Source organism: Candidatus Villigracilis sp., assembly GCF_057083605.1.
This window is the reverse complement of sequence record NZ_JBXMTI010000006.1, coordinates 1-14,881: the sequence shown is the minus strand read 5'-3', so window position 1 is coordinate 14,881 and position 14,881 is coordinate 1. Positions and strand designations below refer to the sequence as shown.

The 14,881-nt window shown below is 48.6% G+C and carries 16 protein-coding genes; 11 read left to right on the top strand and 5 right to left on the bottom strand.

Annotated elements, in window-relative coordinates; genetic code table 11:
• Positions 1–33: 33 nt before the first annotated feature.
• On the bottom strand, positions 34–531 hold the full coding sequence (locus tag AC14M5_RS01435; protein WP_484027839.1) for a QcrA and Rieske domain-containing protein: 498 nt from the start codon (positions 529–531) through the stop codon (positions 34–36).
• A gap of 287 nt (positions 532–818) precedes the next feature.
• Between AC14M5_RS01435 and AC14M5_RS01430 the strand changes: the two genes are divergently transcribed.
• The 7 genes from AC14M5_RS01430 to AC14M5_RS01400 all read left to right on the top strand — a co-directional run bounded on the left by AC14M5_RS01430 (position 819) and on the right by AC14M5_RS01400 (position 8,615).
• Positions 819–1,193: a succinate dehydrogenase/fumarate reductase transmembrane subunit gene (locus AC14M5_RS01430; RefSeq protein ID WP_484027838.1), complete on the top strand. Its 375-nt coding sequence runs from the start codon at positions 819–821 to the stop codon at positions 1,191–1,193.
• A 1-nt stretch (position 1,194) separates the two neighbouring features.
• Positions 1,195–1,629, top strand: a complete 435-nt coding sequence (locus tag AC14M5_RS01425; protein ID WP_484027837.1) for a succinate dehydrogenase/fumarate reductase transmembrane subunit — start codon at positions 1,195–1,197, stop codon at positions 1,627–1,629.
• A gap of 103 nt (positions 1,630–1,732) precedes the next feature.
• A complete protein-coding gene (locus tag AC14M5_RS01420; RefSeq protein ID WP_484027836.1) occupies positions 1,733–3,526 on the top strand; it encodes an FAD-dependent oxidoreductase in 1,794 nt (597 codons plus the stop codon).
• A 122-nt stretch (positions 3,527–3,648) separates the two neighbouring features.
• The gene (locus tag AC14M5_RS01415) at positions 3,649–4,356 is read left to right on the top strand and encodes a succinate dehydrogenase iron-sulfur subunit (protein WP_484027835.1); all 708 of its coding nucleotides are present in this window, start codon (positions 3,649–3,651) and stop codon (positions 4,354–4,356) included.
• 172 nt (positions 4,357–4,528) lie between these two features.
• Positions 4,529–5,140 (top strand): hypothetical protein, encoded by a 612-nt coding sequence (locus tag AC14M5_RS01410; RefSeq protein WP_484027834.1) that lies wholly within the window; start codon positions 4,529–4,531, stop codon positions 5,138–5,140.
• Positions 5,141–5,226: 86 nt separating this feature from the next.
• Complete coding sequence (locus AC14M5_RS01405; RefSeq protein WP_484027833.1) at positions 5,227–6,483, top strand: NACHT domain-containing protein; 1,257 nt, start codon at positions 5,227–5,229, stop codon at positions 6,481–6,483.
• A 152-nt stretch (positions 6,484–6,635) separates the two neighbouring features.
• A complete protein-coding gene (locus AC14M5_RS01400; RefSeq protein WP_484027832.1) occupies positions 6,636–8,615 on the top strand; it encodes a bifunctional aldolase/short-chain dehydrogenase in 1,980 nt (659 codons plus the stop codon).
• Positions 8,616–8,793: 178 nt separating this feature from the next.
• Here AC14M5_RS01400 and AC14M5_RS01395 read toward each other — a convergent pair whose 3' ends face one another.
• Together AC14M5_RS01395 and AC14M5_RS01390 are read right to left on the bottom strand one after the other, a co-directional pair.
• Positions 8,794–9,867 (bottom strand): Tll0287-like domain-containing protein, encoded by a 1,074-nt coding sequence (locus tag AC14M5_RS01395; RefSeq protein WP_484027831.1) that lies wholly within the window; start codon positions 9,865–9,867, stop codon positions 8,794–8,796.
• Positions 9,868–9,923: 56 nt separating this feature from the next.
• Positions 9,924–10,697 carry a class I SAM-dependent methyltransferase gene (locus AC14M5_RS01390; RefSeq protein ID WP_484027830.1) on the bottom strand — a complete coding sequence of 258 codons (774 nt, stop codon included), beginning with the start codon at positions 10,695–10,697 and terminating at the stop codon, positions 9,924–9,926.
• Positions 10,698–10,899: 202 nt separating this feature from the next.
• Between AC14M5_RS01390 and AC14M5_RS01385 the strand changes: the two genes are divergently transcribed.
• Both AC14M5_RS01385 and AC14M5_RS01380 read left to right on the top strand, forming a co-directional pair.
• Positions 10,900–11,424, top strand: a complete 525-nt coding sequence (locus AC14M5_RS01385) for a TetR/AcrR family transcriptional regulator (protein ID WP_484027829.1) — start codon at positions 10,900–10,902, stop codon at positions 11,422–11,424.
• 55 nt (positions 11,425–11,479) lie between these two features.
• On the top strand, positions 11,480–12,319 hold the full coding sequence (locus AC14M5_RS01380; protein WP_484027828.1) for a PhzF family phenazine biosynthesis protein: 840 nt from the start codon (positions 11,480–11,482) through the stop codon (positions 12,317–12,319).
• On the opposite strand, the gene AC14M5_RS01375 is transcribed toward AC14M5_RS01380, so the two are convergent.
• Together AC14M5_RS01375 and panC are read right to left on the bottom strand one after the other, a co-directional pair.
• Complete coding sequence (locus AC14M5_RS01375) at positions 12,285–13,199, bottom strand: alpha/beta hydrolase (protein ID WP_484027827.1); 915 nt, start codon at positions 13,197–13,199, stop codon at positions 12,285–12,287. The two genes, AC14M5_RS01380 and AC14M5_RS01375, sit on opposite strands and share 35 nt — an antisense overlap.
• Complete coding sequence (panC, locus tag AC14M5_RS01370; protein ID WP_484027826.1) at positions 13,196–14,032, bottom strand: pantoate--beta-alanine ligase; 837 nt, start codon at positions 14,030–14,032, stop codon at positions 13,196–13,198. The genes AC14M5_RS01375 and panC overlap by 4 nt, the downstream gene beginning before the upstream one ends.
• Before the next feature lie 104 nt (positions 14,033–14,136).
• On the opposite strand from panC, the gene AC14M5_RS01365 reads away from it, so the two are divergent.
• The gene (locus AC14M5_RS01365) at positions 14,137–14,352 is read left to right on the top strand and encodes a hypothetical protein (protein ID WP_484027825.1); all 216 of its coding nucleotides are present in this window, start codon (positions 14,137–14,139) and stop codon (positions 14,350–14,352) included.
• A gap of 110 nt (positions 14,353–14,462) precedes the next feature.
• Positions 14,463–14,852 carry a single-stranded DNA-binding protein gene (locus tag AC14M5_RS01360; protein ID WP_484027824.1) on the top strand — a complete coding sequence of 130 codons (390 nt, stop codon included), beginning with the start codon at positions 14,463–14,465 and terminating at the stop codon, positions 14,850–14,852.
• Positions 14,853–14,881 lie beyond the last annotated feature (29 nt).

The following is a 14,881-nucleotide window of genomic DNA, read 5'->3' as shown; positions in this document are numbered from 1 at the left end:
AAGTGTCGCTCCGCTCAGCATGACAGAATCTAGTTAACCTTCCTTGAAGAAGATCTCGATCAGGCCGTCTTCTGTCAGGCGGTGTTCATCGTAGACATCCAGCGCGCGGGGAGGAGGGCCATCCAGTACTTCGCCTTCCATGCTGAATTTGGCATCGTGACAGGGGCAGATATAAGCGTCAGATTCTTCGTGCCAGTTTACGGTGCAGGCAAGATGCGTGCAGCGGCTGTTGAGGACGAGCAGGTCTTTGGGATCGTCCGATTTACGAATGGCGTATCCACCGAAGGAGCTGGCGGTCCGTTCCCAACCGTTGACCTGTACGCGCGTGAAGGAGAAGGGATAGGGTTTGTCGACCTGCATATCCTCGAATTTGCCGATTGGAATCCATGCATCTTTTCCACCCTCGCGCAGTGCAGGGTCGATCAAATAATAAACAGCAGGAAGACCGATCACTGCGCCGATCAAGCCACCCACAATTCCCGTCGTCACTTTGATGAAATCGCGGCGGGAAAGCTCATGCGAACCAGACATGTGCGCCTCCTAAAGATTTTGTTGCGCTTGCCGAATCGAGATCATGAATAAAGAAAGTACTATAAATTACAAGCGGTTTGAATTGGATTATAAGGGTCAATGTCCGCTTTTTTGTAGGAGGCTGATAATGAAATAACTAGGATGATTGTCACCTTTATTGTTCATGTTTTCACTTTATTTTGCGATTTCAAAGGTTCGAGAGTAAAATAGGCTCTTGCAATATTAAGAACATAAACTTGGGTGAGATTGCAAGCGAATCTTCCTAAAATTTTGATACGGAGGCATAGATGGGCTTGAAAAGGAATGTCAGCCTGTACACGGGGCTGCGTTACAAGGGACAAGGACCAATGTTGACGTATGTCCTGCACCGCATTGGTGGCCTGGGCATGGCGATCTTCATTACCATACACATCCTGGCGTCTTTCATCGGCGGCAGAACCGGGGGGTTCCTCAACGGCATTTATGAGAATTGGGCCTTCCAGATATTTATTTTCTTTTGCGTGTTGTTCCATGCGATCAACGGCTTGCGCATTACCATCCTGGACCTGTTCCCAAAGTTGATCGACTACCATCGTGAGGCCATTTGGATCGAGTGGGCCGTCTTCCTGCCGCTCTTTGGTCTTTCGGTCTTCGTGATCATGAGCACGGCATTGGGAGGCTAGGATGACTGCAAAATCAAGAAACCTTTCCATCAAACAGCGCGGATTAACGAATTTCGAAGCCATCATGTGGATCTTCACGCGCCTCTCTGCCCTGGCGATATATGGTCTGATCCTCGTTGGCCTGATCGGCGCCTTGATCATGGGTGCGCGCAACCAAATGAACTTTGCGGATGTGATGCGTTGGGCCTTCATGCCCAATGTATCTCATGTGCAGAGCACGGATGTGCCGGACCTTGCTCCCTGGGCTTCCACATTTTGGAAATTAACCGCCAGCGCTTTGCTGCTTGTTTCAACAGCGCACGGCGTGCACGGGCTGGTCGTCATTGCGGATGACTACATTGCAGGTGATGGCGGGCGCAAAGTCGTCCGCTTTTTGAGCGTCATCATGATGCTTTCCCTAATGGGCATGGGTTTGTATCTCATCTTGACTTCATAAGTTCTTAAATACAAAGGACACAAAGAGCACGAAGGAAAACCAATTTAAACCTTTGTGTACTTAGTGCCCTTCGTGTTTGCTGTTTTATACTCAGGAGTAATTCATGGCAAAAGTTCATCAATATGATGTGGTCGTTGTCGGCGCGGGCGGCGCTGGACTCATGGCAGGGTTATATGCGTCCAAAACGGCAAAGACTGCGGTCATCAGCAAGTTATATCCCACGCGCTCACATACAGGCGCAGCGCAGGGCGGCATCTCTGCTGCGCTGGGCAACTACGAAGAAGACAAACCCGAATGGCATATGTACGACACCGTCAAAGGGTCGGATTATTTAGGCGACCAGGACGCAATCGAGTTCATGTGCAATGAAGCTATCGACGCAGTCCTCGAACTGGAACACATGGGCCTTCCATTTGACCGTACCCCCGAAGGTCGCATCTCACAACGACCATTCGGCGGGCACACCAATAATGAAACGGGCAAACCCGTGCGACGCGCCGCACACGCTGCAGACCGCACGGGTCACATGATCCTGCAAACTCTTTATCAGCAGTGTATTAAAAATGAAGTAACTTTCTATGATGAATATCAAGTGCTTGATTTCATTATGGTCAATGGCAAGGCCGCAGGCATCGTGGCTGTAGAACTCGCCACCGGCGAACTGCATACCATCCATGCAAAAGCGGTGGTCTTTGCAACGGGCGGTTACGGACGTATCTTTGAAGTCACATCCAATGCATATGCATATACGGGTGACGGCCCGGCCATCCTTTTACGCCGCGGCATTCCGCTCGAAGACATGGAATTTTTCCAATTTCACCCAACCGGTATTTATAAACTCGGCATTCTCATCACCGAAGGCGTACGCGGCGAAGGCGGCGTTTTGATCAATGGCAAGGGCGAACGTTTTATGCCCAAGTATGCGCCCACGGTCAAAGACCTGGCTTCACGCGATGTTGTCTCGCGCGCGATCTATACCGAGATCAAGGAAGGCCGCGGTATTGATGGCAAGAACTACGTTTATTTGGATATTCGTCCTGAGACGGTAAATAAATTTGCCAAAGATGATGGACGCACCAACCCGGACGGCTCTCCCTATAATCTGACGGCTGATGCTGTTCTAAAGAAGATTCCTGACATTGTGGATTTTTGCCGCGTCTACCTCGGTGTTGACCCGGTGACTCAGCTGATGCCCATCCAGCCGACGGCACATTACGCGATGGGCGGCATCCCCACTAATAAATTTGGCGAAGTAGTGATTGACGATAAGAACACTGTGTTCCCTGGTTTGTTTGCAGCAGGTGAATGTGCCTGTGTCTCAGTCCACGGAGCAAACCGCCTGGGGACGAATTCATTGCTCGATATTGTTGTGTTCGGCAAACATGCAGGGCTCAAAGCAGCGGAATATGCGAAGACTGTCGAATTTGAGAAACTGCCCGAGAACGCTGACTCAGGCTCACGGTCCGAGTTTGATGCGCTGCGTAACGGGTCGGGAAAAGAAAACGCGTTCGACCTCGCTAATGAAATGAAGAACATCATGTTTGCCGATGTCGGCATTTATCGCAACGAGAAGGATATGCAATCTGCTCTGGATAAAGTGCGTGAATTGCAAAAGAGATTCAAGGACGTGCGCGTGAGCGATACCGGCAGGATCTTCAACACAGAGTTGCTGAATGCCTGGGAGCTTGGCAACCTGCTCGACATTGCGGAAGTGGTAGCGATGAGCGCGTTGAACAGAAAAGAATCGCGCGGCGGACATTCCCGTGAGGACTACCCCGAACGCGATGACAAGAACTGGTTGAAGCATACGTTGATCGCAAAGAAGAACGGAAAACTTGAGATTAACTATAAACCAGTGGTGATCACGAAACATCAACCAAAGGCAAGAGTTTATTAATATATAAATCATGTCGTTGCGAGGAGGGTGCCCGCCCCGACGAAGCAATCTCTCACTCATTGAGGAGATTGCTTCGGACAAAGAACAAGAGCGCCCTCGCAACGACATAATGAGGAGTCTTTATGGAAGTTACAGTCAAAATTTTCCGTTATAACCCCGAGAAAGACCAGCGCGGCAACTACGTGACGTATAAAGTGGAAGCCGATGAAAATGACCGCGTGCTGGATGTGCTTGAACTGATCAAAGGCAAAACAGACGGCACGCTTTCATTCCGCCGTTCATGCGCGCATGGCATCTGTGGTTCAGACGCAATGCGCATCAATGGGCGCAATATGCTGGCCTGCAAGGTTTTGATCCGTGATGTGGGCACGAACATTACCGTTGAACCTTTGCTCGGCTTGAAGGTTGCTAAGGATTTGATCGTGGATATGGAACCATTCTTCGATAATTACAAGAAGGTGCTTCCATATTTCATCAACAACAGCCCGCTGCCAGAAGATGGGCGCGAGCGATTGCAAAGCCCCGAAGACCGCGCGCGGTTCGACGAGACCACCAAATGTATCCTTTGCGCGGCTTGTACCACCTCCTGTCCATCCTATTGGGCGAACGGCGAATACTATGGCCCCGCCGCCATCGTGACCGCGCATCGCTTTATCTTTGACAGCCGCGATGAAGCCGCCGACCAGCGCATGCAGGTCATGGCTGAAACTGATGGCGTGGCGCGCTGTCATACCGCTTTCAACTGCACCGAAGCCTGTCCGCGTGATATTAAGATCACAAAGGCGATTGGTGAAGTGAAGATGGCAATGATTACGGGGAAGTTGGATTAATCCCGGTGGTCGAGTAACCATGAGCGTTCGTTGCGAATGGCATATCGAGACCACCAGGTAATTGGTAAATAGTAATTGAGAAATAGAGAATTAGAGATTAGGCAAGCCGTGTCCGTGATGATGCGGCTTGTTCAGTTATAATACTTCCAATTCTTATCAGGGTAGACACATAATGCTAAAAATGTGGGCGTTTTGGAAAGCACTCATAACCACTTATCTAACCCTTGTTGCAGGGATATGGGGATTCGTGGAAGCCTACACCTATTTTGAGAGCAACACGCTAAAACAATTTCTTGGTATCAATTGGTGGGTTTACTATTACATCATCCCATTATTTATAGCGATTTTATTTGCAATTTGGGTTCAATCACTTGATGAGAGGCAAACCGAAACCCTTGACCAGCACAATCGCCGTGCGATGCTTAACCATGTCGAAAACTTTTGGGTTAAGGGAATTCTGGAAAAATCATTACATGGCGTCGCTCTGCTCGAATTGGGAATTAAAGAAGATCCGACTGTCATTAACTATCCCTGGGCAATCAAAAGGGAATCAACAAATGAGACATTGCCTAAAGGTAAATCTATGTTGGAGATATTCGATGAAATCGGTGTAGGACGTTCCCTTCTGATTTTAGGTGCACCGGGTTCGGGCAAGACGACCATGCTTATTGAGCTTGCCCGCCGATTAATAGAACGCGCCCGCAATGATGAAACCGAGCCTATTCCCGTCGTGTTCAACCTTGCCTCATGGACTGAAAAAAAATACTTGCAGACTGGCTTGTAGATCAATTAAATCTTATATATTACGTCCCAAGAAGGGCCGCGCCTAAGTGGGTAAGTGAAAACAAGATACTTTTGTTACTGGATGGCTTGGATGAGGTAAAGCAGGAAAGCCGTGCAAATTGCGTAGAGACCATAAATCAATTTAGAACTAATTATGGCTTAACCTCACTCGTTGTTTGCAGCCGTATTGAAGAATATTCTGCCATTGGCACGAAATTCTCAATGGAGGGTGCCATCACATTACAGCCGCTCACTTCAAAGCAAGTTGATTCTTACTTTGCCAGGCTAGGTAAGAGCCTGGCAGGTGCAAAAGAACTTCTCAAAAAAGATAAAGTCTTGCGGGAACTGGCGGAAACTCCGCTCATGTTGAGCATTATGACGCTTGCTTATAAAGACATCAAAGTCGAAGAACTGACCGCTTCGAAAAATAGGGGTAACCAGCGTAAACATCTTTTCGATACCTATATCGACCGAATGTTTGAGCGTTCAGCCCGTTCAAACAACTTCTCTTTCACAAAAAAGGAAACATTACATTACTTAAGTTGGCTTGCCCGAAAGATGATTCAGCACAATATCATTACATTTCAGATCGAAGCAGTGCAGCCTTCGTGGCTCGAAGATAACAAACAAAGACGCTTATATAAATGGGTTGTCGGGCTGGGTGTCGGGCTGATTTTCGGGCTGATTGTTGGGCTGATTTTCGGGCTGGGTGTTGGGCTGGGTGTCGGGCTGATTGTCGGGCTGAGCAATGTAATTCAAATGGCGGATAAATTAAGATGGTCCTGGAAAGATGCTTATAAGGCGTCGATTTTCGGGCTAATTGTTGGGCTGATTCTCGGGCTGATTTTCGGGCTGGGTGTTGGGCTGATTTTCGGGCTGATTTTCGGGCTGATTGTCGGGCTGGGTGTCTGGCTGATGGTCTGGCTGATGGTCGAGCTCATTTTCGGATTGAGCAGAGAGCAAATAGAAGAGATTAGTTATCCCGGACAACGCATAAGTCAAACTCTTAATAATGGAATTTTTCGTGGGTTGATTTTCTGGCTGATTTTCGGGCTGATTTTCGGACTGAGTGGTGGGCTGATTTTCAGACCGATTATCGGGCTGTCTGGTGGACTGAGTGGTGGGCTGAGTATCGGGTTGATTGGTGGGCTGCAGGGCGGACTTGATGCCTTTTTTCAACACTATATCTTGCGATACATCTTGGTATGGCAAAGATACTTGCCACGGTCTCTTATCTCGTTTCTCGAAAGTGCTGTTGACCTTATTTTTCTCCGCCGCGTAGGCGGAAGTTATATTTTCGTTCACCGTTTGTTGATGGAACATTTTGCAGAAATGGATGTTTGACAAGAATTCTATGAGTAAATGATATACAGGGTGATTCGTAAACAAACAGACCGCGCTCGTTATGCGGTCTGTTTGTTTTAAAGCTAGATGAGAATATAATGTCTTCAATAAATTTATTTTTTTTCAAACCGACCTACTTTCTGGAGTAATAAATGCAAAACAAATGGAATGACAACGACGCCGCGGGCTTCACCAGCCTACTCGAACAGCGTGTTTACACCTCGCGGCTGCAAGGTGCGGACCCGTCGCTCGTCCTGCACGGCGGCGGGAATACCTCCGTCAAGGCAACTGAAAAGAATTTGTTCGGGCAGGACGAAAAGATTTTATATGTCAAAGGCAGCGGCTGGGATCTGGCGACCATCGAAGCGGCGGGATTTTCTCCCTGCCGATTGGATTATTTGTTGAAGCTTGCCACGTTGGAACAACTCTCGGACACAGAGATGGCGCGTGAGCTGCAACTCAGCATGACGAATCCATCCGCGCCCGCTCCATCAGTGGAAGCAATTTTGCACGCCATTCTCCCGCATACCTTTGTTGACCATACACACGCAAATGTTATCGTTACCATTACTAATTCAACAAACGGAGAAAAGCGTATTCAGGAAATTTTCAATGACGGTTCTATGATCGTCGTTCCGTATGTGATGCCTGGTTTTAAGCTGGTGCGTGCGGTGTCGGCTCTTTTTAATGAGCAAGCCACATCAAAAACCATTGGCCTGATCCTGATGAATCACGGCATTTTTACCTTTGGCGCCACCGCAAAGGAAAGTTATGACCGAATGATCGAGATGGTGGGCAAAGCAGAAGCGTATTTGCAAAGTAAGAAAGCATGGACAATTGATGTAAAAAAATCCACCAAAGATACGGATGAGCCGGTAAAACAATCCCTTGCCGCCCTGCGCAAGGACGTATCAGCCATTGCTGGTTTCCCTCTGATTCTTTCCACTCACTCCAATGAAAGCGTATTGAACTTTGTGCGGCGCACCGACATTGAAACTGTCAGCCAGCAAGGCCCGGCCACACCCGACCATGTGATCCGCACCAAGCGCCTCCCCTTGCTTGGGCGGGATGCTACCAGGTATTCACAGGATTATAAAAAATACTTTGATGAACACGCAAAGAGTTCCTCGCAAAAGTTGACCATGCTTGACTCCGCGCCGCGCGTTATCCTTGATGCGGAGCTTGGTCTCATAACGTTGGGGCGCACAGCGGGCGACGCATCCATCACCGAGGATATTTATCGTCACACCATCGAGATCATCACCCGCGCCGAAATGCTGGGAGGCTATCGAGCCCTGCCTGCATCTGATCTATTTGACATGGAGTATTGGGATCTTGAACAAGCCAAGCTCAAACGGCAGGGCACGCCGAAAGTATTTGCGGGCGAGATCGCGCTTGTCACCGGTGCAGCCTCGGGCATTGGCAAGGCTTGTGTCGCTTCCCTGCTCGCTCGTGGTGCGGCGGTGGTGGGGCTTGATCTCAACCCCGCCATCACGAGTCTCCATAAGCGCAAGGATTTTCTTGGCATAGTTTGTGATGTGACAGATGAAGCCGCGCTAGTTTCTGCATTGGAAGGATCAGTGCGGTGCTTTGGCGGATTGGATATGTTGATCCTCAACGCTGGCATCTTCCCAGCCAGCCAGCAGATTGCAACACTCTCCTCTGCTGAATGGGACAAAGTGATGCGCATCAACCTTAACTCAAACCTGGTGCTGATGAATATGACTCATCCTCTCCTCAAGCTTGCTCCGCGCGGCGGACGGGTAGTCGTGATCGGTTCGAAAAACGTACCCGCTCCAGGTCCGGGTCTGAGCGCATATTCCGCTTCAAAGGCTGCGCTGACTCAACTGGCGCGCGTGGCCGCATTAGAATGGGGAGTTGACAACATCCGCATAAACATTCTTCATCCGAATGCCGTATTCGATACCGGCATCTGGACCGAGGAAGTTTTGCAAAAGCGCGCTCAAAGCTACGGCCTGACCGTTGAGCAATATAAAACCAACAATGTTCTGCATGTGGAAGTGACAAGCCATGACGTGGCCGAACTCGCCGCTGAAATGTGCGGCCCGTTATTCTCAAAGACAACAGGCGCTCAAGTCCCTGTGGATGGTGGCAATGATCGGGTGATTTGATGATTGAGAACTGGCTGTGTAATTAAATACGACTCACCCCGAAACTAATCTTTCGTGGGTGAGTTTGTTTTTAAGAGAAAAACGGGACGCTGATAAACGCAGAAAACGCTGATTTTGCTTTTCATCAGCGTAAATCAGCGTTCATCTGCGTCCAAATAAAATTTGGGGTTAATTATGTTTAATCTGCTGATGCTTCGCCTTCGCTGCCCGGAGCCTGCCCTTTGTTGCGAAGTTCACGCGCGCGTTTTTGCAGATCGGTGAAGAACTCGGACTCCGTCACTTCCGAGACCTGCTCTTTGCGGCGCATCTCGTCAATTTTGATGATCAATTGATTAACCTGTTTCTTCAACATGCCAGTACGCTCGTACACATCCGAGGCCATCTTCCAGAAAACCTGCGCCAGGCTGCCCAATTCATCGGAACGTCTGGTAATGGTTTGCAACGCACGGCTTTCCAACTCTGTTGCAAAATTCTCGTCCGCGCTGATCTTATCCGCAAGCCCGCTCAACACGTACACAGGCTGGATCACATACCTCTTGAGCAGTGAGTTGATCAACAGAATGACCAGCGCAAATGTGATCACGAAAATTCCCATCACCAGCGTGAAGTTGCGGAAAGCGGCATCAAAGACTTCCGTGGCAGGGACGTAGATGATCTGGACGGCGATCACTTGCCCCAACTCCCAACCAAAGCCGCCTTGATCCCCATAAGTAGCGATCAGACTCGCCGGAGCCTGTTCAGGCGTGCTGTGACATTCGAGGCAGCTTTCAGCTCCAATCGTCAATGGGCGGGCGATATAAAAGAGACGTTCATTGTTTAAGTCGCGGTATCCGCTGACCTCGCCCGTGGTCTCACCGCTTGAAAACTGTGTCAACAAATCAGTCTCGAAGGCGTCGGCAGTGTCTGCGGGGTTGGTAGGGCTGAGAGCCGCTTCCTTGTAAAGATACGTGGAGTAATCCAACTGGCCGCGGAAGTTCTCAAACACCGTTCGGGCGGAAAAAGCTGGAACAGTCTCCGAAATGAATTCAGAGCTGGCAGACAGATCATCCGCAAGCAGCGGGCGGACGTTCTTGGTCGTATATCCGCGGACAGCATTCATCGTTTCGATCAGAAGCAAACCTTGTGATGTGATTTCCTCCTGCGCACGTTGTTGAAGCGTACGCCAGTAGATCACTCCACTGAGTGCTATACCTATAAGGAAGACTCCACTCAGGATCAAGGTAAAACGTGTGCTCAGGCTTAATCGGGACAAGGCAACCTCCAATTCAGACTATGTTGGTCTGATTGGAGTATACCAGTGGAATTATGTTAGTTGCATTGTCCGTGCTTCTTATTTCTTCCAACCATCATGCTCATTTCAAACCCTAGCGGGAATCGGTCTGTTTCTTTTACGTCGCTTGTAATACCCACGGATTTCATCCTTGAGGCATAGCCTTTGACCATGTGAGTTGTATCCCACAGGATGATCTTTCCACCTGGTTTGAGCACCCTCGCCATTTCGTTCAATGCCTGCTCATGATCTGGAAAATTATGGCTGATATGATGCAATGCCCCGCTGGAAAAAATAATATCGAAATATGCATCTTCAAAAGGCATTTTCCGCACATCCGCATTTTTGAACTCGATCTTGTCTGCCACTCCTTCGGCTTTGGCATTCTTCCACAACAATTCAAGGTTGCCGCCGCCGCTATGTGGAGCCCAGATATCGATCCCTGTGGCTTTACCGTTTGTCAATCGCATGGCGGCCCCATTCAGGATGAGTCCGCTGCCGCAGCCAACGTCCAAAACTTTTTCATCGCCGCGCCAGGTGATGGAATCAAGCATTTGTTTGCGGATGTCCAATGCGTAGCTCCACTTGCGATAGGCGAAGAGTCCTGCGAGCAGGGCAGGCACTATCAGCAGGATGCCCAGCCCAAAGCTGGAAAACTTTAATAGATTTGAATCAGCTACAAATCCAGAAAAAGAAGCGGCGCCAAGGGCACATCCAATCACTGCAAGAAGGGAAAGTCCCTTTGGGATACGTGGCAGGTGGCTGGCCCATAATTCAGTGCCATGCAGATAATGTAAGAAGGCTTGTTTCATTTTGTTCATCCTTATGTGTATGATATAAAATATCTTTTCAATATAATGACGGGGTGGGTGGTAGTCAACATGCAGTATGCGAAGAATGTCCGTTAATGGACAAATGAAATAGATTGTCCGAAAACATGGAGTTGTGATTATGAAACATGAAAAAGAGGATCGGCGTGCGCGGTGAACCCGTCAGCTTTTACAGGATGTGCTTTTGGCATTGTTAAAAGAAAAGACGTACGAAGATATTTCGGTGCAGGATATTATTGCGCGCGCAGATGTGGCGCGTTCAACTTTTTATGTGCATTATGTGGATAAGAATGATTTGCTGGTGGGTCATCAGGGAATCTTTGCTGGCAACCTGGACCAACATGCCGACTCGATTGCCCACGATGAAGAAGGAAACAATTCATTCTTGCCGACCCGCCTCTGGTTCCATCACATACAAGCACAGGGACATATTATGAAGGTCATTGCCAAAGACCCAGCTATGAATTTAGCCATGAAAACCCTCGATGGAATTGTGCACAGGGATATTCAAGTAAGAATTGAACGCCATCTAACGACTGATAAAAACGCTTCAATACCTGCGACAGTTATTATCGATTATCTGACCGCTTCCTTGATGACTCTGATCAAATGGTGGATCAAACATGATATGTCCTACTCACCGCAGAAGATGGATGAGATGTTTCAGCAACTGGTAATGCCTGGAGTTTCTTCGGTGATTAAGGATTGAAGCTTGTCTGTAATATAGAATTTTTTTATTAATCAAATATTTCCAAAGGATGACCATGAACATATTAAAAATAGCTGCATTCTCGTACAAAGGTGAAGGTGGTAACCCGGCTGGCGTGGCATTTTACGATGAGATGCCAGCGTCGGAAGAAATGCTCGCGATTGCCAAACAGGTAGGTTATTCTGAAACGGCATTTCTGGTAAAACAGGAAGATGGCTGGAGAGTCCGCTATTTTGCGCCAGAGAGGGAAGTGCCGTTTTGCGGCCATGCCACTATTGCGAGCGGAGCAGCTTTAGGGGAACGCTTTGGCGAAGGGAATTACAAGCTTTATTTGAATGATGGCGAGATCAGTGTAAAGGCGGATAAATCTGACAACGGAGTTTTTACGGTAACACTTCAATCCCCTGAGGCCTGGTCCAAGGATGCGCCAGAGACTTATGTGGATAAAATTCTTGCGGCCTTCGGTCTGGCAAAGGATAAGCTCGCTCCAGAGTTTCCAATTCGGTTTGCTTTTGCAGGCGCCAGGCATCTCATTATGGTAGTGAAAGATCGAAAAACACTCGCAGACATGGGCTATCAATTCGAGCTTGTGAAATCACTCATGGCTGATGAGGACCTGGTCACAATTAGTATCCTATGGCTAGAATCTGACGAAGTGTTCCACTCTCGTAATGCCTTTGCCTCAGGCGGAGTCTATGAAGATCCCGCAACAGGTGCAGCAGCCGCGGCACTGGCTGGATATTTGCGCGATATTAATTGGCAGGGTAAAAAAGCCTTCACGATATTACAGGGAGAAGATATGGGAGTGCCCTCCCGTTTGTTGGTGAAATATAGTTTGAAGGTCGGTGAGAGCGTATCAGTCAGCGGTGAAACACGTCACATTTCTGATAGTTAGCCTCCCTTTTAATCAACAACCATTCGTCAAAGAAACGCATGATCCTTCTTTGATAACGAGACGGGTTGTTCATATGTACCCCCAAATGGATCGCATCTTCCTCAACCCATAAAAATTTTGGTTCACCTGCCGCATCGAATAGTGCTTGGGCAGAATCAGGTGATGCAACCGAGTCCATGCTGCCTTGAATGATATACACTGGGCGCGGGCTGATCTGACTAATGACCGTAGTCGGGCTGATATCGTTCAAGTCAACATCAAGGCTTAGCGTTAAATAAAATTTTGCTAGCGGATTGATGATCGGATAAGGTACAAGGAAATCGACTTCATCATTCAAAGAGGTGAATGTGCTATCCACAATCAATGCTTCTATCTCTGGAAGTTGAGCTGTTGCGCGGATCATTGTCGCCCCGCCCATCGAACCACCCCAGGCACCGATGTGCTTAACGTCAGGCTGAGACAATGCATATTCCAACGCGGCTTTCACATCCAGAACTTCTAAATAACCGAGAGTCGAAATATCCCCATCGCTTTCGCCATGTGCACGCGCATCCCAGGCCAGCACTCCATAATCTTTTTTGGCGAGCAAAGCATATACCCATTCGGGGCGATTGTCGCCGTATCCATGCGCCAATAAGATGACCGCTCCATTCTTTGGTGGCGTATACCAGGCTGTAAGGCGAATGCCATCTTCGGTCAACAGGTCAACTCTTTGAAAGTTGACTTTTTCTTCCATCAAAGTAGTGCCGGGCGGGATTTTGCGCGGTGGGTGTAAGACATCATACAACCCGATCAACCCAAGGATGACAAGCAGAGCGCAGACTGTAAGAACAGTTCCGCTGAATATTCGCAATATGAAAAACGCGCGTCTGTGTTTCATCCGCCCAGTACAAAATTATCGATCAACCTTGTCTTACCTAAGAACACTGCCATCGAAAGCAGTGTTTTTCCTTTAATCGCATCCAACTCCTCAAGCGTGTCGTAATCTGCACAGGAGACATACTGCATCTGTGCCAGCGGCTCACTCGCCAGCACCTCTTTCATCTTTCCTCTTACTTTTTCCGCATCCCTCTCGCCTGCCTCGTACAACGCCTTTGCCGCACTCAAAGCGCGGAACAGCACCGTGGCGGCTTTGCGTTCCTCGGCACTCAAATACTTGTTACGGCTGGACATGGCCAGCCCGTCTGCCTCGCGCACGATAGGGCAGACCACAATATCGATTGGGAAATTTAAGTCCCGCGTCATTTGGCGGATGACCGCTGCCTGCTGCGCATCCTTTTGGCCAAAATAAGCCTTATCAGGCTGAGTAGCAGTGAATAGCTTCGCGACTACGGTAGTTACACCTCTGAAATGACCGGGTCTCATTGCGCCTTCCAGTGGACGAGTCATCGCTTCGACCTCCACCCAGGTCTGGTAGCCAGTCGGATACATTACTTCCGCTGTAGGATTCCATACCAGATCGACTCCGAGAGGCTGAATTAGGCTCAAATCCCGCTCGAGGTCACGGGGATATTTCGAGAGGTCTTCGTTTGGCCCGAATTGCGCAGGATTGACGAAGATGGTCACGATCACATGGTCACACTCAGCTTTCGCCTGGCGGATGAGAGAGAGATGCCCCTGGTGTAGGTATCCCATAGTCGGGACAAGACCAACTATCCCTTTGAGAGAGAGGCGGGCGGTTCTTAGGTCAGAGAGGCTGGATACGGTGTTCATGTCTGCTCCGAGTAGATTTGTCTATACAATACCCTAATTAGGGGCTTGACAGGCTAGAAACTTTGTTCTACACTCTTGTTACACTCAGACAAAAGGAGATAATAATGGCATACGGACATACCAACTCAAAAGGAACTACCTACTACCTACACTCGAAAGGCAGAATGTTCTTCTTCTCGAAGGAGATCAAGGAAGGCGCTTTAGACGCCGTGCCTGAAGGCTATGATGTAGTCGAAATGAAGACCGGCCTGCCTGTTCTCAAGAAAAAGGTGGCTGCGACTACTGAATCCACAGAAGCACCCAAGGAAACTGAAAGCTAATTAAAGTATAACCCTGTTCGACACAACCTATTGTTCTTTTAGATAAAAAAGGAGACTAATATGACACGTACACTAGCATCTAAAAGTTATGAAACAAAAGGGGAGCAGCCATGCCAACTCTAAACCGCGTTCAATTAATCGGCCGTTTGGGCAAGGACCCCGAAAGTAAGTTCACCCCTACCGGCAAAAAAGTGACTCATTTCAGCCTTGCTGTCAGCAATCGCTGGAAGGACAAGAGCGGCGAGACGAAAGAATCGACCGAGTGGGTCAACGTTGAAGCCTGGGGTCGGCTTGGCGAAGTTTGCCAGGAATATCTGAAGAAAGGCAGTCTCATCTACCTTGAAGGTCGATTGAAGACTGACAAGTATGAAGATAAAGGCGAAACAAAGTACTTCACGAAGATCGTGGCGCAAACTCTGCAATTCCTTGATAAGAGGGATAAGGAAGAACCCATGATGGCAGTGGATGAAGACCCTGGCGACTACGATTTCGAAGCGTAGTTCAGTAATTGGTAATAAATAAAATGACC

Excerpts from the sequence above, each read along its gene's own strand:
- AC14M5_RS01390 (WP_484027830.1), bottom strand. The coding sequence starts at position 10,697 with ATGAAACAAGCCTTCTTACATTATCTGCATGGCACTGAATTATGGGCC.
- AC14M5_RS01375 (WP_484027827.1), bottom strand. The coding sequence starts at position 13,199 with ATGAAACACAGACGCGCGTTTTTCATATTGCGAATATTCAGCGGAACT.
- AC14M5_RS01365 (WP_484027825.1), top strand. The coding sequence starts at position 14,137 with ATGGCATACGGACATACCAACTCAAAAGGAACTACCTACTACCTACAC.
- AC14M5_RS01410 (WP_484027834.1), top strand. The coding sequence starts at position 4,529 with ATGCTAAAAATGTGGGCGTTTTGGAAAGCACTCATAACCACTTATCTA.
- panC (WP_484027826.1), bottom strand. The coding sequence starts at position 14,032 with ATGAACACCGTATCCAGCCTCTCTGACCTAAGAACCGCCCGCCTCTCT.
- AC14M5_RS01400 (WP_484027832.1), top strand. The coding sequence starts at position 6,636 with ATGCAAAACAAATGGAATGACAACGACGCCGCGGGCTTCACCAGCCTA.
- AC14M5_RS01435 (WP_484027839.1), bottom strand. The coding sequence starts at position 531 with ATGTCTGGTTCGCATGAGCTTTCCCGCCGCGATTTCATCAAAGTGACG.
- AC14M5_RS01420 (WP_484027836.1), top strand. The coding sequence starts at position 1,733 with ATGGCAAAAGTTCATCAATATGATGTGGTCGTTGTCGGCGCGGGCGGC.
- AC14M5_RS01380 (WP_484027828.1), top strand. The coding sequence starts at position 11,480 with ATGAACATATTAAAAATAGCTGCATTCTCGTACAAAGGTGAAGGTGGT.
- AC14M5_RS01415 (WP_484027835.1), top strand. The coding sequence starts at position 3,649 with ATGGAAGTTACAGTCAAAATTTTCCGTTATAACCCCGAGAAAGACCAG.
- AC14M5_RS01425 (WP_484027837.1), top strand. The coding sequence starts at position 1,195 with ATGACTGCAAAATCAAGAAACCTTTCCATCAAACAGCGCGGATTAACG.
- AC14M5_RS01360 (WP_484027824.1), top strand. The coding sequence starts at position 14,463 with ATGCCAACTCTAAACCGCGTTCAATTAATCGGCCGTTTGGGCAAGGAC.
- AC14M5_RS01430 (WP_484027838.1), top strand. The coding sequence starts at position 819 with ATGGGCTTGAAAAGGAATGTCAGCCTGTACACGGGGCTGCGTTACAAG.